The 16,932-nt window shown below is 72.3% G+C and carries 14 protein-coding genes; 11 read left to right on the top strand and 3 right to left on the bottom strand.

Annotated elements, in window-relative coordinates:
* The first annotated feature begins 109 nt into the window (after window positions 1-109).
* Window positions 110-1,984 carry an AMP-dependent synthetase/ligase gene (locus AC5WS8_RS05725; RefSeq protein ID WP_496102174.1) on the top strand — a complete coding sequence of 625 codons (1,875 nt, stop codon included), beginning with the start codon at window positions 110-112 and terminating at the stop codon, window positions 1,982-1,984.
* Between the two features lie 7 nt (window positions 1,985-1,991).
* On the opposite strand, the gene AC5WS8_RS05720 is transcribed toward AC5WS8_RS05725, so the two are convergent.
* A complete protein-coding gene (locus AC5WS8_RS05720; protein WP_496102173.1) occupies window positions 1,992-2,534 on the bottom strand; it encodes a response regulator in 543 nt (180 codons plus the stop codon).
* A gap of 157 nt (window positions 2,535-2,691) precedes the next feature.
* Here AC5WS8_RS05720 and AC5WS8_RS05715 point away from each other — a divergent pair, with 157 nt between their 5' ends.
* The 3 genes from AC5WS8_RS05715 to AC5WS8_RS05705 are packed head-to-tail and all read left to right on the top strand — an operon-like array spanning window position 2,692 to window position 6,368.
* Entirely contained in the window at window positions 2,692-4,623 is a 1,932-nt protein-coding gene (locus AC5WS8_RS05715; protein ID WP_496102172.1) for a SpoIIE family protein phosphatase, read from the top strand.
* 41 nt (window positions 4,624-4,664) lie between these two features.
* Complete coding sequence (gene hemW, locus AC5WS8_RS05710) at window positions 4,665-5,897, top strand: radical SAM family heme chaperone HemW (protein WP_496102171.1); 1,233 nt, start codon at window positions 4,665-4,667, stop codon at window positions 5,895-5,897.
* A gap of 12 nt (window positions 5,898-5,909) precedes the next feature.
* On the top strand, window positions 5,910-6,368 hold the full coding sequence (locus AC5WS8_RS05705) for a Uma2 family endonuclease (RefSeq protein ID WP_496102170.1): 459 nt from the start codon (window positions 5,910-5,912) through the stop codon (window positions 6,366-6,368).
* A gap of 20 nt (window positions 6,369-6,388) precedes the next feature.
* On the opposite strand, the gene AC5WS8_RS05700 is transcribed toward AC5WS8_RS05705, so the two are convergent.
* Both AC5WS8_RS05700 and AC5WS8_RS05695 read right to left on the bottom strand, forming a co-directional pair.
* Window positions 6,389-7,204, bottom strand: a complete 816-nt coding sequence (locus tag AC5WS8_RS05700; RefSeq protein WP_496102169.1) for a DUF3097 domain-containing protein — start codon at window positions 7,202-7,204, stop codon at window positions 6,389-6,391.
* Between the two features lie 54 nt (window positions 7,205-7,258).
* The gene (locus tag AC5WS8_RS05695) at window positions 7,259-8,002 is read right to left on the bottom strand and encodes an MBL fold metallo-hydrolase (RefSeq protein ID WP_496102168.1); all 744 of its coding nucleotides are present in this window, start codon (window positions 8,000-8,002) and stop codon (window positions 7,259-7,261) included.
* 197 nt (window positions 8,003-8,199) lie between these two features.
* Between AC5WS8_RS05695 and hrcA the strand changes: the two genes are divergently transcribed.
* From hrcA to AC5WS8_RS05660, 7 genes are all read left to right on the top strand, one after another.
* Window positions 8,200-9,219 (top strand): heat-inducible transcriptional repressor HrcA, encoded by a 1,020-nt coding sequence (hrcA, locus tag AC5WS8_RS05690; RefSeq protein WP_496102167.1) that lies wholly within the window; start codon window positions 8,200-8,202, stop codon window positions 9,217-9,219.
* A complete protein-coding gene (gene dnaJ / locus AC5WS8_RS05685) occupies window positions 9,220-10,356 on the top strand; it encodes a molecular chaperone DnaJ (protein ID WP_496102166.1) in 1,137 nt (378 codons plus the stop codon).
* A gap of 355 nt (window positions 10,357-10,711) precedes the next feature.
* Window positions 10,712-11,785, top strand: coding sequence for a nitronate monooxygenase (locus AC5WS8_RS05680; RefSeq protein WP_496102165.1), 1,074 nt, complete (start codon window positions 10,712-10,714; stop codon window positions 11,783-11,785).
* Window positions 11,782-12,531: a 16S rRNA (uracil(1498)-N(3))-methyltransferase gene (locus AC5WS8_RS05675; RefSeq protein ID WP_496102164.1), complete on the top strand. Its 750-nt coding sequence runs from the start codon at window positions 11,782-11,784 to the stop codon at window positions 12,529-12,531. Before AC5WS8_RS05680 ends, AC5WS8_RS05675 begins: the two co-directional genes overlap by 4 nt.
* Window positions 12,532-12,572: 41 nt before the next feature.
* Window positions 12,573-12,965, top strand: a complete 393-nt coding sequence (locus AC5WS8_RS05670; protein WP_496102163.1) for a VOC family protein — start codon at window positions 12,573-12,575, stop codon at window positions 12,963-12,965.
* Window positions 12,966-13,051: 86 nt separating this feature from the next.
* Entirely contained in the window at window positions 13,052-13,612 is a 561-nt protein-coding gene (locus AC5WS8_RS05665; protein WP_496102162.1) for a hypothetical protein, read from the top strand.
* Window positions 13,613-13,694: 82 nt separating this feature from the next.
* Window positions 13,695-16,898 (top strand): S41 family peptidase, encoded by a 3,204-nt coding sequence (locus AC5WS8_RS05660; RefSeq protein WP_496102161.1) that lies wholly within the window; start codon window positions 13,695-13,697, stop codon window positions 16,896-16,898.
* Window positions 16,899-16,932 lie beyond the last annotated feature (34 nt).

Below are 16,932 nucleotides of genomic sequence, written 5' to 3'. Positions count from 1 at the left end.
GCTCGAGTGTTACTCGTGAGTTAAACAAAAGGTCTCGAGTGACCGCAGCCGCAACGATCCAGCAGCAATGAGCCAGCCAGCCGCACCGCCGCGGGCCCCGGAGGATGTCGTGAGCGACACACAGACCTTGACCGAGAACCGTCCGCCCTCCGTGGCGGCCCTCTTCCTGGAGCGCGTGGCGGCCACGCCGGACGCCGAGGCCTACCGCTACCCCGTACCCCCGGCCTCCGGCGAGGGCCCCGACGACTGGAAGTCGCTGAGCTGGGCGGAGGCCGCCGAGCGGGTCCACGCGATCGCGGCCGGGCTCATCGAACTGGGTGTCCAGCCCGAGCAGCGCGTCGCCCTCGCCTCCTCCACCCGGGTCGAGTGGATTCTCGCCGACCTCGGCATCCTGTGTGCCGGTGCCGCCACGACCACCATCTATCCGCAGACCAACGCAGAGGAGTCGGCCTTCATCCTCTTCGACTCCAACAGCAAGGTCCTCGTCGCGGAGAACGCCGGACAGCTCGCCAAGGTGCAGCAGAAGCGCGACGAGCTGCCCGCCCTGACCCATGTGGTGGTGATCGACCCGGCGGGCGTCGAGACCGGCGACGGGGTGCTGACCCTGACCGAACTGGAACAGCGCGGGGCCGCGTACCTGGAGAAGCACCCGCAGCTGATCAAGGAGCGGGTCGGCGCGATCACCAAGGACCAGCTCGCCACGCTCATCTACACCTCCGGCACCACCGGCCGTCCCAAGGGTGTGCGCCTGCCGCACGACAACTGGGCGTACATGGCGAAGGCGATCGCTGCGACCGGGCTGCTCGGTCCCGAGGACGTGCAGTACCTGTGGCTGCCGCTCGCCCATGTCTTCGGCAAGGTGCTCACCTCCGGCCAGATCGAGGTCGGGCACGTCACCGCCGTCGACGGCCGCGTCGACAAGATCATCGAGAATCTGCCGGTGGTGCAGCCGACGTACATGGCGGCCGTGCCGCGCATCTTCGAGAAGGTCTACAACGGCGTCGCGGCCAAGGCCCGGGCGGGCGGCCCGGCCAAGTACAAGATCTTCCAGTGGGCGGCGGAGGTCGCCCGCGAGTACGCCAAGGTCTCGCAGGACAACTTCCGCCGCACGGGCACGCACGCCGTGCCGTTCGGTCTCGGAGCCAAGCACAAGGTCGCGGACGCGCTCGTCTACGCCAAGATCCGCGAGGCGTTCGGCGGGCGTCTGCGGGCCTGTGTCTCCGGTTCGGCCGCCCTCGCGCCCGAGATCGGGTACTTCTTCGCGGGCGCCGGCATCCACATCCTCGAGGGCTACGGCCTCACCGAGTCCTCCGCGGCCTCCTTCGTCAACCCGGGCGAGGCCTACCGCACCGGCACGGTCGGCAAGCCGCTGCCCGGCACGGAGGTGCGCATCGCGGACGACGGCGAGATCCTGCTGCGCGGCCCGGGCATCATGGAGGGCTACCACGGGCTGCCCGAGAAGACCGCCGAGGTGCTGGAGGCGGACGGCTGGTTCCACACCGGTGACATCGGCGAGCTGTCGCCCGACGGGTACCTGCGCATCACCGACCGCAAGAAGGACCTCATCAAGACCTCGGGCGGCAAGTACATCGCGCCCGCCGAGGTCGAGGGACAGTTCAAGGCGGTGTGCCCGTACGTCTCCAACATCCTCGTGCACGGCGCGGACCGGAACTTCTGCACCGCGCTCATCGCGCTCGACGAGATCGCGATCCTGGAGTGGGCGAAGGAGAACGGCCTGGAGGGGAAGTCGTACGCGGAGGTCGTCGCCGCGCCCGCGACGGTCGAGATGGTCGACGGCTACGTCAAGCAGCTCAACGAGGGCCTCCAGCGCTGGCAGACCATCAAGAAGTTCCGGCTGCTGCCGCGGGACCTCGATGTCGAGCACGGGGAGATCACACCCAGCCTGAAGCTGAAGCGGCCGGTCGTCGAACGGGAGTACAAGCACCTGATCGACGAGATGTACGCGGGCACGCGCGAGGCCTGAGGAGGCCTCAGGGCGTCCGCCCCCCGGCTGCCCACCGCTGCAACTCCCGGACCTGCCGCCGTAGTTCGGACAGGTCCGGGAGCTCGTCCGCGGCCAGGCGTTCCTCCAGCCCGGCCAGGCCCTCCTGCAGCCGCTCCAACCGCCTGTTCCTGCGGTACAGATCGACGAACACCGTCACCTTCGCCCGCAGCACCCACGGATCGAAGGGTTTCGTCAGATAGTCCGCGGCCCCCGTCGCGTACCCCCGGAAGGCGTACCCGGCCTCCGCGTCCGAGCCGGTCAGGAAGACGATCGGGACGTCCTTGGTCCGGTCGAGGCGTTTGATGTGCGCGGCGGTCTCGAAGCCGTCCATGCCCGGCATGCGGATGTCCAGCAGGACGACCGCGAACCGCCGCTCGAGCAGTGCCTTCATCGCCTCCTCGCCCGAACGCGCGCGCACCAGCGGCTCGTTGAGCGAGCGCAGCACGGCCTCCAGCGCGGTCAGGTTGTCCTCCATGTCGTCGACGAGGAGGATTTCGGCGCTGTCCTCGTACGTTGTCTCAGGAGGCATGCCCTGCTCGAATCTGTCCGTCTTCGACCACATGGGTAGCACGGTTCTCACTCATGGCGGGCCACTTCGGTAACTCGGTGCGTAGGGGCGGAGCCAGTCTGTCACCCTGTCCGCATCGCCACAGGCGTATTCGTCCGAACTGCCCGGGGAGCTGTCCATGGGGCCCATTCCCACCCAACGGGAGACCGCCTCCCGTGCCCCCGACGTGCTCGAGTCAGCGGGCCTGCGCACGCTGGTGCGGGTGACGCTTTCCGGCAGCCCGCTCGCCGTCGGCAACGCCCGCCGGCTCGTGCGCGGCGCCCTCAGCGAGTGGGACCGGGCCGGCGAGCCCGACGCCGTCATCGAGCGGCCGGCCGACGACGCCCTGCTCGTCGTCAGCGAACTCGTCACCAACGCCGTCGTGCACGCCGGCACCGACGTCGAGCTGGTCTGCCGCCTCATGGACGCACAGGGCGAGTCGCCCGCGCTCTTCGTCGAGGTCTCCGACCACCACCCCTCCCGCGCCGTACGGGACGAAGGCGCCGACCGCCCTTACGGCATACCGGAGTACGGCCGGGGGCTGCGCCTCGTCTCCTCCCTCTCCACGGCCTGGGGAATCATCTACCGCACCGGCACCAAGACCGTCTGGGCGCTGGTTCCCCTGCACGGCGCCCTGGACGTCGAGGCCGGGATCGAGACGTACGCCGGGGACAGTGCCCTGGGACGCGGGCTGAGTCCCGCCGAGATACTCGGGCCCGAACTCGCCGCCTTCGCCGAGCCCGGGCGCGGCCTGCACGAGGGGGAGTGGCGGGGCCGCGGTGCGCTGTCCTTCCTGGCCGAGGCGTCCGACCTGCTCGCCGGGCAGCTCGACGAGGACCTGGTCGCCGCCCTCACGGGGCAGCTGATCGTGCCCCGGCTCGCCGAGTGGTGCGCGGTGTGGCTGGAGGACGAGGCGACCGGCTGGCACGGGCCGTCTGCGTCCGTCGCCGCCGGGCCACGGCTCGCCCGCGTCTGGCACGGCAGTGAGAACCGCATCGAGGAACTGCGCCGGGCCCTGGAGAAGGACCCGCCCCGACTGCCGGAGTCGGTGCGGTCCCGGGCGGTGCCCGTGCCCTGGCCCGGCGAGGCCCTCGGCCCGCGGGGCGCGACCGGAGCGGCGCTCGCCTACCGGCTGATCGCCGGCGGGCGGCCGCTCGGCACGCTCGTCATCGGGCGGGCCGGGCTCCTGCGCTTCCCCGACGAGGTCACCGGACTCGTCGAGGACCTCAGCCGCCGGGTGGCACTGGCCATCGGGGCGGCCCGGCAGTACGCGCGCCAGGCCACCATCAGCCGGGTGCTGCAGCGCGGGCTGCTGCCGGGCGCGGTCGCCGAGATCCCCGGGGTGAGCAGCGCACTCGTGTACGAGCCGTGCGACAAGGGCGGACCGAGTGGTGACTTCTACGACATCTTCCCCGCCGGCCACGGACGGTGGTGCTTCGCGCTCGGCGACGTCCAGGGCAAGGGGCCGGAGGCCGCGGTCGTGATCGGGCTCGCCCGGCCCTGGCTGCGGCTGCTGGCCCGCGAGGGCTACGACGTTCCGGACGTCCTGGACCGCCTCAACCAGCTCCTGCTCGACGACGCCACGGAGGCCTCCGACGCGGCGGCCCGGGCGCTGGTCGCGGCGGGCACGCCGACACCGGTCGTCGACGACGGCCCCCACGCCCGCTTCCTCTCCCTCCTCTACGGTGAACTCGTCCCCTTCGACGGCGGGGTGCGCTGTACGCTCGCCTCGGCCGGGCATCCACTGCCGCTGCTGCTCGGCCCGGACGGCGGCGTACGGGCCGTGGCCCGGCCGCAGACGCTGCTCGGGGTCGTCGAGGACGAGACGTACACGTGCGAGACCTTCGACCTGCGCTCCGGGGACACGCTGCTGTGCGTCACCGACGGGGTGACCGAGCGGCGCAGCGGGTCGCGCCAGTTCGACGACGGCGACGGGCTCGCGGCGGCACTGGCCGGCTGCGCCGGGATGAACGCGGAGCTGGTCGCCGAGCGGATCAGGACGCTTGTGCACGAGTTCGACGGGAAGCCCCCGGAGGACGACCTGGCGCTGCTGGTACTGCAAGCGGAATGAGCCGGATCGAGTAGTTCCGGCCGTACGGGACAATGGGGGACATGCCTTCCGCACTCCCCGACGGCGATCCGGTCCCCGACGACGGCGCACTGCCCGCGCACGCGCTCACCGGGGCCGCCGAGCGCCCCCTCGGGTTCTACCTCCACGTGCCGTACTGCGCGACGCGCTGCGGCTACTGCGACTTCAACACCTACACGGCGACGGAGCTGCGGGGCACCGGAGGAGTCCTGGCCTCCCGGGACAACTACGCGTCCACCCTGATCGACGAGGTCGGGCTGGCCCGCAAGGTACTGGGCGACGACCCGCGCGAGGTGCGCACGGTGTTCGTCGGGGGCGGCACGCCGACGCTGCTGGCCGCGGAGGACCTCGTACGGATGCTGGGGGCGATCCGCGACGAGTTCGGCCTCGCGGACGACGCGGAGGTGACGACCGAGGCGAATCCGGAGTCGGTCGGTCCGGCGTATCTGGCCACCCTCCGGGAGGGTGGCTTCACCCGGATCTCCTTCGGCATGCAGAGCGCCCGTCCGCACGTCCTGAAGATCCTCGACCGCACCCACACCCCGGGCCGCCCCGAGGCGTGCGTGGCCGAGGCGCGGGCGGCGGGCTTCGAGCACGTGAACCTGGACCTGATCTACGGCACACCGGGGGAGTCGGACGACGACTGGCGGGCCTCCCTGGAGGCGGCGCTGGAGGCGGCCCCGGACCACATCTCGGCGTACGCGCTGATCGTGGAGGAGGGCACACGGCTCGCCCGTCGCATCCGCCGGGGGGAGATCCCGATGACGGACGACGACGTGCACGCGGATCGCTATCTGATCGCTGACGAGGTGCTGGGGTCGGCGGGCTACGACTGGTACGAGGTCTCCAACTGGGCCACGTCGACCTCCGGTCGCTGCCTGCACAACGAGCTGTACTGGCGGGGCGCGGACTGGTGGGGCGCGGGCCCGGGGGCACACAGCCACGTGGGGGGCGTGCGCTGGTGGAACGTGAAGCATCCGGGGGCGTACGCGGCGGCGCTGGCGGAGGGCCGTTCCCCGGGCGCGGGCCGGGAGGTCCTGTCGGAGGAGGACCGCCGGGTGGAGCGCATCCTGCTGGAGCTGCGGCTTCGGGAGGGGGTGCCGCTGGCGCTGCTGCGGGAAGAGGGGCTGTCGGCTTCGCGCCGGGCGCTGGGGGAGGGGCTGCTGGAGGCAGGGCCGTACGAGCAGGGGCGGGCCGTTCTCACGCTGCGGGGGCGGCTGCTGGCGGATGCGGTGGTGCGGGACCTGGTGGACTGATCACTCCGGTGGGTGTGTGCCGACGGACGGGTGTATGCCAACGGAACGGAGGTTCGGTCCCCAACCACCTGGTTCACAGGCTGCCGCGAGATTCCACTGGATCGCCGGCATATCCTCCGGACGCAGGACGTCGACATCGTGGACGAGGCCGGCGAGCCCGTACCGGATCCGGTGGTCGTGGCGCGCGATGCCCTGCCCGGCCCGGGCCGCCCGATGCCGTGCAGCCCGGTCACCATGGTCGTCGAGACCGTCGCCGAAACCAGTGTCCAGCGGGACCGCGCAATCAAGCGGTCGGTCCACGCCGCCGGCAGGGTGCCTGTCCACCTCATCGTGGATCCGATCACGGCGCGGTGCGTCCTGCTGACGAAGCCCGTGGGAAAGGGAGACGGCGTCGACTACCGGCGGCAGGAGATCACCGAGTTCGGAGCGCCGCTGCCGGAGGATCTCGGCCTCGAACTGGACACCGGTTGAGTCCGGGACGTTCCCCGGCGTCAAACCCCGCCGCCGTCCGTAACGAAGTCGATCAGCTCCTCCACCCGCCCCAGCAACTCCGGCTCCAGGTCCTTGTAGGACTGCACCCGCTTCAGGATTGCCTGCCACACCGCGCCGGTGTTGTCCGACGGCCACCCCAGTGCCCGGCACACCCCTGTCTTCCAGTCCTGCCCACGTGGGACCTTCGGCCATCCCGCGATCCCCAGGGAGGCCGGCTTCACGGCCTCCCAGATGTCGATGTACGGGTGCCCGACCACCAACGCGTGCTCACTCGTCACCGACTCCGCGATCCGCCACTCCTTGGTACCGGGCACCAAGTGGTCCACCAGCACGCCCAGCCGCGCGTCCGGGCCCGGGGAGAAGGACTCCACGATCGACGGCAGGTCGTCCACGCCCTCCAGGTACTCCACCACCACGCCCTCGATGCGCAGGTCGTCGCCCCACACCTTCTCGACCAGCTCCGCGTCGTGGCGGCCCTCCACATAGATGCGGCCGGCGCGGGCCACCCTCGCGCGCGCTCCCGGGACGGCGACCGAGCCCGACGCCGTGCGCGTGGGGCGCACCGGCGCCTGCCCGGCAGGACGCACCAGGGTCACCGTCCGGCCCTCCAGCAGGAAGCCCCCCGGCTCCAACGGGAACACCCGGTGCTTGCCGAAGCGGTCCTCCAGCGTCACCGTGCCGGCCTCGCAGCCGATCACCGCCCCGCAGAACCCCGTGCGCGGCTCCTCCACCACCAGACCGGGGTCCGCCGGGACCTCCGGCACGGGCTTCGGCTTCTTCCACGGCGGGGTCAGGTCCGGAGAGTACTGGCGCATTCGGATGACGATAGGAGAAGGTGTTCGCGAGGTCCCACGACACGCCGGGAGTCGCTACGACACGCCGAAACGGGCCGCCAACTCGTCCCGCTGGGCCCGTACGAACCCCGCGTCCACCACCGCCCCGTGCCCCGGCACGTACACCGCGTCCTCGCCGCCCAGCTCCAGCAGCCGGTCCAGGGCCGCCGGCCAGTGCGAGGGGATCGCGTCCGGGCCCGCCTGCGGTTCGCCGGACTCCTCCACCAGGTCCCCGCAGAAGACCACTTCCGGGAAACCGGGGTTCCCGGGGACGAACACCACCAGGTCGTGGGCGGTGTGGCCCGGGCCCACGTTCGCCAGCAGCACCTGCACCCCGCCCAGGTCCAGCGTCCACTCGCCCGAGACCTGGTGGCGCGGGCGGACCAGCAGATCCGCGGCCGCCGCCGCGTCCGCCGGGTCCAAGCCGTTGCGCACCGCGTCGGCGAGCAGTGCGCCCCGCCCGTGGGCGAACACCCCGTCGATGCCGACCGCCCCGAACACCTCCGCGCCCGCGAACGCCGCCGCCCCGAAGACATGGTCGAAATGGGGGTGGGTCAGCGCGAGATGCGTCACACGCCGGTCCGAGCCGAGCGGCTCGAGCAGCCGCTCCGCCGCGTCGCGCAGCCGTGCACCCTCCGCCAGGCTCGATCCGGCGTCCACCAGCAGCGCCGCGTCGTCGCCCACCACCAGCCCGGCCGTGCAGTCCCAGACCGGAAGCCTGGTCCGCCCCACACGCGCCCCGAGCGCCTCCCACCCCGGCTCTTCCCACAACACCGTCATACGGCGACGCTATCCGCAGGCGCCCGAAGCGGCAGGGGACAGGCCGGTACAGGTGGTACACCCGGGCACGGCACCGGCGCCCGCCCTTGCCGGGTGTGTACCCGACAGCCGTACACTGGGCCGGGGAATGCTGGCACTCACAAGCGCAGAGTGCCAGGGGAAGCGCCAAGGGGACATGACCGCTGGAGGTGTGCGCGATGCTCAGTGAACGCAGGCTCGAGGTGCTGCGCGCCATCGTCCAGGACTACGTGGGCACCGAAGAGCCGGTGGGTTCCAAGGCCCTCACCGAGCGGCACAACCTCGGCGTCTCCCCGGCCACCGTCCGCAACGACATGGCCGCGCTGGAGGAGGAGGGGTACATCGCCCAGCCGCACACCAGCGCAGGACGCATCCCCACGGACAAGGGCTACCGCCTCTTCGTGGACAAGCTCGCGGCCGTGAAGCCGATGAGTCCGCCCGAGCGCCGCGCCATCCAGAACTTCCTGGAGGGTGCCGTCGACCTCGACGACGTGGTGGCGCGCACGGTACGGCTCCTCGCCCAGCTCACCCGGCAGGTCGCCGTGGTGCAGTACCCGTCGCTGACGCGTTCGACCGTGCGCCACGTGGAGCTGCTGGCGATGGCGCCGGCGCGTGTGATGCTCGTGCTGATCACGGACACCGGACGGGTCGAGCAGCGCATGATCGACTGCCCGGCGCCGTTCGGCGAGACGTCGCTCGCGGACCTGCGCGCACGGCTCAACAGCCGGGTCGCCGGCCGCCGCTTCGCGGACGTCCCGCAGCTCGTGCAGGATCTCCCCGAGGCGTTCGAGGAGCCGGAGGACCGCAGCACGGTCTCGACGGTGCTCTCCACGCTGCTGGAGACGCTGGTGGAGGAGACCGAGGAGCGGCTGATGATCGGCGGCACCGCCAACCTCACCCGCTTCGCGCATGACTTCCCTCTCACCATCCGCCCCGTCCTGGAGGCGCTGGAGGAGCAGGTCGTGCTTCTGAAACTGCTGGGCGAGGCGAAGGATCCGGCCATGCGGGTGCGTATCGGTCATGAGAACGCGTACGAAGGACTCAACTCCACGTCCATCGTCTCCGTGGGCTACGGTTCGGGCGGCGAGGCAGTAGCGAAACTCGGCGTGGTCGGACCGACCCGCATGGATTACCCGGGAACGATGGGAGCGGTACGAGCGGTGGCACGGTACGTCGGACAGATCCTGGCGGAGTCGTAAGTGGCCACGGACTACTACGCCGTACTCGGCGTGCGCCGCGACGCGTCGCAGGAGGAGATCAAGAAGGCGTTCCGCCGGCTCGCTCGCGAGCTGCACCCGGACGTCAACCCCGATCCGAAGACGCAGGAGCGGTTCAAGGAGATCAACGCCGCGTACGAGGTGCTCTCGGACCCGCAGAAGAAGCAGGTCTACGACCTCGGCGGCGACCCGCTGTCCCAGTCGGGCGGTGCCGGTGCGGGCGGCTTCGGCGCGGGCGGCTTCGGGAACTTCTCCGACATCATGGACGCCTTCTTCGGCACGGCGTCGCAGCGCGGGCCGCGCTCGCGCACCCGCCGGGGCCAGGACGCCATGATCCGGCTCGAGGTCGAGCTGGACGAGGCGGCCTTCGGCACGACGAAGGACATCCAGGTCGACACGGCCGTCGTCTGCAACACCTGCAACGGCGAGGGCGCCGCGCCCGGCACCTCGGCGCAGACGTGTGACATGTGCCGTGGCCGGGGCGAGGTCTCGCAGGTCACGCGGTCCTTCCTGGGCCAGGTCATGACCTCCCGGCCGTGCCCGCAGTGCCAGGGTTTCGGCACGATCGTCCCGAACCCGTGTCCGGAGTGCGCGGGTGACGGGCGCGTGCGCTCGCGCCGGACGCTCACCGTCAAGATCCCGGCCGGTGTCGACAACGGCACGCGGATCCAGCTCGCGGGCGAGGGCGAGGTCGGCCCCGGCGGCGGTCCGGCCGGCGATCTGTACGTCGAGATCCACGAGCTGCCGCACCCGACCTTCCAGCGCCGCGGCGACGACCTGCACTGCACGGTCACCATCCCGATGACGGCGGCGGCCCTCGGCACGAAGGTGCCGCTGGAGACGCTGGACGGCCTGGAGGAGGTCGACATCCGGCCCGGTACGCAGTCCGGGCAGTCGATCCCGCTGCACAACCGCGGCGTCACCCATCTGCGCGGCGGTGGCCGGGGCGACCTGATCGTCCACGTCGAGGTCCAGACGCCCTCCAAGCTGGACCCGGAGCAGGAGCGACTGCTGCGCGAGCTGGCGAAGCTGCGCGGCGAGGAGCGACCGCAGGGGCAGTTCCAGCCGGGGCAGCAGGGGTTGTTCTCGCGGCTGAAGGACGCGTTCAACGGGCGCTGACGCCGGGGCCGGGTGGGCCGGAGGTCCGCGGGTTGGCCCCCGGGCAGGCACGGTCGGCCGGGGCGGCGGGGGTTGTTCTCGCGGCTGAAGGACGCGTTCCACGGGCGCCGCGTCCTTGGCCACCCGGGGGCGGAGCGGCCTTGGCCACCCGGAGGTGGAGCGGTACCCGGCCTCGGTGCCGTCGCCCCTGGGGACTGCCGCCCCGGACCCCGCTTCGGAGCGGGCGGCCCCGTCCTCGTCCTCGGAATCGCCCGAGCTCTTCGAGCACGGGTCCCGGAGGGGCTGGTTGTTCCACCGGCGTATGCCACAGAAGGTCGGATTCCGACTCGTTCGAAAGACGTGACAACATGCCGTCATGCCCTCCCTGACCGATCTCCTCCCGCACCCGATCGTGCAGGCCCCCATGGCCGGCGGCGCCTCCGGGCCGCAGCTCGCCGCCGCCGTGTCCGAGGCCGGTGGCCTGGGGTTCCTCGCGGCCGGGTACAAGACCGCCGACGGGATGTACCAGGAGATCAAGCAGCTTCGCGGGCTGACCCACCGCCCGTTCGGCGTGAACGTCTTCATGCCGCAGCCGGACCATGCCGACCCGGCCGCCGTCGAGGTCTACGCCAACCAGCTCGCCGGTGAGGCCACCTGGTACAGGACCGAGCTCGGTGACCGCGACAGCGGCCGTGACGACGGCTACGACGCCAAACTCGCCGTCCTCCTCGACGACCCGGTCCCGGTGGTCTCCTTCCACTTCGGCGTCCCGGCCCCGGACGTCCTGGATTCCCTGCGCCGCCTCGGCACCCTCACCCTGGTCACCGCGACCACCGCCGAGGAGGCTCTCGCCGTGCAGGAGGCGGGCGCGGACGCGGTGATCGTGCAGGGCGTCGAGGCGGGAGGCCACCAGGGCACCCACCGGGACAGCCACGAGAGCGACGGCGCCGGTATCGGGCTGCTGTCGCTCCTCACCCAGGTCCGCGAGACCGTGGGCATCCCGATCGTCGCCGCCGGGGGCATCATGCGCGGCAGCCAGATCGCCGCCGTCCTCGCCGCGGGGGCGAGCGCCGCGCAGCTCGGCACCGCGTTCCTCGCCACGCCCGAGTCCGGTGCCCACCCCGTGCACAAGCAGGCGCTGACCGATCCCCACTTCGTCCGCACCGAGCTGACCCGGGCGTTCTCCGGGCGTCCGGCCCGCGGTCTGGTCAACCGGTTCATGCGCGAGCACGGCCCCTACGCGCCCGCCGCGTACCCCGAGATCCACCACCTGACCTCCCCGGTGCGCAAGGCGGCCGCCAAGGCCGGTGACGCCCAGGGCATGGCGCTGTGGGCGGGCCAGGGCCACCGCCTGGCGCGGGACCTGCCCGCCGGCCGGCTGGTGGAGGTGCTGGTCACGGAGCTTCGGGAAGCCACGACGGCGTTGTCGACGGGAGGTGCGGGGCGATGACCGCTCCCGTCTTCGTCGTCGACCGACTCGACGTCATCGGCCCGGAGTTCGTGCTCGACGGGCCCGAGGGCCGGCACGCGGTCTCGGTGAAGCGGCTGCGGCCCGGCGAGCACGTCGTCCTCACCGACGGGCGCGGACGGTGGACCGAGGGGGTGGTGAAGGCCGCCGAGGGCAAGGACCGTCTCGTCATCATGGATCTGGCGTCCGTCCACGAGGAGCCCGTCGAGTCGCCCCGTATCACCGTGGTGCAGGCCCTGCCCAAGGGCGACCGCGGTGAACTGGCCGTGGAGACCATGACCGAGGTCGGTGTCGACGCGATCGTCCCCTGGCAGGCCTCCCGGTGCATCACCCAGTGGAAGGGCGACCGCGGGCTGAAGGCGCTCGGCAAGTGGCGGGCCACCGCCCGCGAGGCCGGAAAGCAGTCGCGGCGGGTGCGCTTCCCGGAGGTCGCGGACGCGGCGACCACCAGACAGGTTGCCGCACTTCTCGCCGGAGCGGACCTCGCCGCCGTCCTGCACTCGGACTTCGAGTACGGCAGTGAGCCGCTCGCCACCGCCGAACTCCCCGCCGACGGCGAGATCGTGCTCGTCGTCGGACCCGAAGGGGGCATCTCGGCCGAGGAGCTGACGTTGTTCCGGGAAGCGGGCGCGAAGGCCTACGTCCTCGGTCGTAGTGTCCTTCGTACATCGACCGCCGGCACCGCGGCGGCCGCGCTGCTGCTCGGCCGCACGGGCCGCTGGTCCTGACGCACGGATCCAACGGATTCATCGAGCCACGGGGGAACAGCATGGAACTCGCCCAGGTACGGCTGCTGGTGTCGGACTTCGCCGCCTGCTACCGCTTCTACGCCGATGTCCTCGGCCTCAAGCCGCAGTCGGGCGCGGTGGACGGGCCGTACGAGAAGTTCAGCCCTGCCACCGGATCCGCGGGCATCGCCCTGCAGGACCGGAGGATGATGGCCCAGGTCCTCGGCGAACTGGGGGACGAGGCCACGGGCCACCGCTCGCTGGTGGTGCTGCGCGTGGACGACCTGGACGCGTACTGCGACGGGATCAGCTCCCGCGGCGCCATCCTGCTGCACGGCCCGGCCCCCATGACCGACCGTATGCGTGTCGCCCACCTCAAGGACCCGGAGGGCAATCTGGTGGAACTCCAGCAGTGGCTGTTGTTGCGCGGTTGAGGGCGCGTGGGGGAGGCCGCGGCGGGGCGCTCGCGTGACCGTATGCGCTCTTCCGTCACCGCCGTGGGAGTGGCACGCTGCCCTTCATGGGGGCATTGCGGCGCAATGGGCGACGGCCCGCGTTACGACGGCTCGCCTCGGTCACCGGTCTCGCGGTGGTGGCCGTGGGCGGAGCCGTGGCCTGCCAGCCCGGTGAACTCAGCTCCGCGGCGGTGGCGTACACCACGGACCAGACCGCCACGAAGGAGCTTCAGCGGCACCATGTGAAGGTGCGCTGGCTCAGCTGCTCGGGCGACTACGGCAGCGGCAGGGCCGGCACGTCCGGTGCGGCGCCCTCGGCGAGCGAGGTCGCCGTCGTCACGGTCGACTGCAAGGGGCAGACGGACGACGGCAAGGACATCACCGTCAAGGGCCGGGTCACCCGCGCGATCGACGGCAAGTGCGTCCGCGGGGACCTCAGGGCCGCCGTGGGCGGCAAGGAGCTGTTCCACGTCAGCGGCCTCGGCGACTGCGAGGGCGGTACGCCCGGCCCGCCCGCCGGCCGACCGACCGGCCCCGGGGGGCCCGGGCCCACGGTCACCGTCACCGTCACCAGGACCATCTGGTGCCAGGGCGACCCCACCTGCTGGCCGGTCCAGGGCAAGTGACGGACGCATGGGCCGCGGGCAAGGCGCAGGTGAGGGGGAAAGCCCCCTGTTCGGGACCGCGCTCGCTGCTTAGGGTGACCTGGTGACCGAGTCCGCATCTCCCGCGTATCTCCGTTTCCCGCACCTGCACGGCGAGTTGGTCGCCTTCACGGCCGAGGACGACGTCTGGGTCGCCCCCCTCGACGGTGGCCGCGCCTGGCGGGTCAGCGCCGACAACATACCCGTGAACCACCCCCGCATCTCCCCGGACGGCACGACCGTCGCCTGGACCTCCACCCGCGACGGCGCCCCGGAGGTGCACATCGCGCCGATCGACGGCGGACCCGCCAAGCGCCTCACCCACTGGGGGAGTGGGCAGACCCAGGTGCGTGGCTGGACCCCGGACGGGGACGTGCTCGCGCTCAGCACGGTCGGCCAGATCTCGTCGTGCCGCACCTGGGCGCACGCCGTCCCGCTCGACGGGGGCCCGGCGACCGTGCTGCCCCACGGGCCCGTCGGCGAGGTCGCGTACGGGCCGCACACCGTGCTGCTGTCCGCCGGGGCCCGCGAGGCCGCCCTCTGGAAGCGGTACCGGGGCGGCACGGCCGGCAAGCTGTGGATCGACCGGGAGCGCAACGGCGAGTTCGTACGGCTGCACGAGGCCCTGGACGGCAACATCGAGTACCCGTCGTGGGTGGGGGACCGCATCGCCTTCCTCTGCGACCACGAGGGCGTCGGGGCGCTGTACTCGTCGCTCGCCGACGGCTCCGACCTGCGACGGCACACGCAGATCGACGGCTTCTACGCCCGGCACGCGGCCACCGACGGCACCCGGGTCGTGTACTCCTCGGCCGGCCGGCTGTGGGTCCTCGACGACCTCGACGGCGCGCAGCCCAGGCCGCTCGGCATCCGGCTCGGCGGGCAGCGCGTGGACCTCCAGCCGTATCCGGTCGACCCCTCCCGCTGGTTCGGGGCCGCCTCGCCCGACCACACCGGGCGCGGCAGCGCGATCTCGGTGCGCGGCGCCGTCCACTGGATCACCCACCGCTCCGGGCCCGCCCGCGCGCTCGCCGCCGAGCACGGGGTGCGGGCCCGGCTGCCGCACACCTTCCGCGCGGACGGCGAGGAATGGGTGGTGTGGGTGACGGACGCGGAGGGCGACGACGCGCTGGAGTTCGCGCCCGCCACCGGCCTGGCTCCCGGCGCCGTCCCGCGGCGGCTCGCCGCCGGGCGGCTCGGGCGGGTCCTGGGGCTCGCGGTGTCACCCGACGGCGGCAAGGTCGCCGTCGCCGCGCACGACGGGCGGGTGCTGCTCGTCGAACGGGACAGCGGCGAGGTGCGCGAGGTCGACCGCAGCGAGGACGGCGAGGTGAGCGGGCTCGTCTTCGCACCCGACTCGGGGTGGCTGGCCTGGTCGCACCCCGGTCCGCGTCCGCTGCGGCAGCTCAAACTCGCCAATACCGCCGACCTGTCGGTGACCGAGGCGACCCCGCTGCGGTTCCGGGACCACGCGCCCGCCTTCACCCTCGACGGCAAGCACCTGGCGTTCCTGTCGGCGCGCTCCTTCGACCCGGTGTACGACGAGCACGTCTTCGACCTCGCCTTCGTGGGCGGTTCCCGGCCGTATCTGATCACGCTCGCCGCGACCACCCCGTCCCCGTTCGGACCACAGCGGCACGGCCGCCCCGTCGAGACGCCCGACAAGGACGAGACACCCGACAGCGAGGGCGCGCCCACCACCCGCGTCGACCTGGAGGGCCTGGCCGACCGGATCGTGCCGTTCCCCGTCGAGGCCGCCCGCTACTCGGGACTGCGCGCCGCCAAGGACGGGGTGCTGTGGCTGCGGCACCCGGTGCGCGGTGTCCTCGGCGCCTCCCGCGCCACCCCCGACGATCCGGACCCCAGGAGCGAGCTGGAGCGCTACGACCTCCTCCAGCGGCGCATCGAGCACCTCGCCTCGGACACCGACCACTTCTCGGTCAGCGGGGACGGCAAGCGGGTGCTGCTGTGGACCGACGGCAAACTCAAGGTCGTCCCCAGCGACCGGCGCGCGCCGCACGACGACGACAGCGACGCGAACATCACCGTCGACCTGTCGCGCATCCGGCAGACCGTCGATCCGGCGGCCGAGTGGCGGCAGATGCTCGACGAGACCGGCCGGATCATGCGGGACAACTTCTGGCGACCCGACCTGGGCGGTGTCGACTGGGACGGCGTACTGGACCGCTACCGGCCGGTGCTGGAGCGGGTCGCCACCCACGACGACCTCGTGGACCTGCTGTGGGAGGTGCAGGGCGAGCTGGGTACCTCGCACGCGTACGTCGTCCCCCACGGCCACGGGCCGGGCGCCGACCGGCGCCATGGACTGCTCGGCGCCGACATCTCCCGGCAACCCGACGGCAGTTGGCGCATCGACCGGGTGCTGCCCTCGGAGACCTCCGACCCCGACGCCCGGGCACCGCTGGCCGCGCCCGGGGTGGCGATACGGGCCGGCGACGCGATCGTCGCGGTCGGCGGGCGGCCGGTGGATCCGGTGACCGGACCCGGTCCGCTGCTGGTGGGGACGGCCGGCAAACCGGTGGAGCTGACGGTGTCGCCGGCGGGCGGGGGTGACCTGCGGTACGCCGTCGTCGTCCCGATCGCCGACGAGGAGCCGCTCAGGTACCACGCCTGGGTGGCGGACCGGCGGGCGTACGTGCACGAGAAGTCGGGCGGGCGGCTCGGGTATCTGCACGTGCCCGACATGGTCGGCTCCGGGTGGGCCCAGCTCCACCGCGACCTGCGGATCGAGGTCGCCCGGGACGGGCTGATCATGGACGTCCGGGAGAACTGGGGCGGCCACACCTCCCAACTGGTCGTGGAGAAGCTGGCGCGGCGGATCGTGGGCTGGGACCTGCCGCGCGGACTGCGGCCGTACAGCTACCCGGAGGACGCGCCGCGGGGACCCGTCGTCGCGGTCGCCAACGAGTTCTCCGGCTCGGACGGCGACATCGTCAACGCGGCCGTCAAGGCGCTCGGCATCGGCCCGGTGGTCGGGACCCGGACGTGGGGCGGTGTCATCGGGATCGACAGCAGGTACCGGCTGGTCGACGGGACGCTGGTGACCCAACCGAAGTACGCGTTCTGGCTGGAGAGGTACGGGTGGGGCGTCGAGAACCACGGCGTCGACCCGGATGTGGAGGTGGTCCAGGCCCCGCAGGACTACGCGGCGGGCCGGGACACGCAGTTGGACGAGGCGATCCGCCTGGCCCTGGCGGCCCTGGAGGAACGCCCGGCGAAACAGCCCCCGGAGCTGCCGGCCCTGTGATCCGCCGCCCCGCGGCGGATGCTCCCCGCCCACC

Source organism: Streptomyces sp. PTL18 (assembly GCF_059510295.1).
Note: the sequence above shows the minus strand (reverse complement) of the source record. Positions and strands in the feature narration are given on the sequence as shown.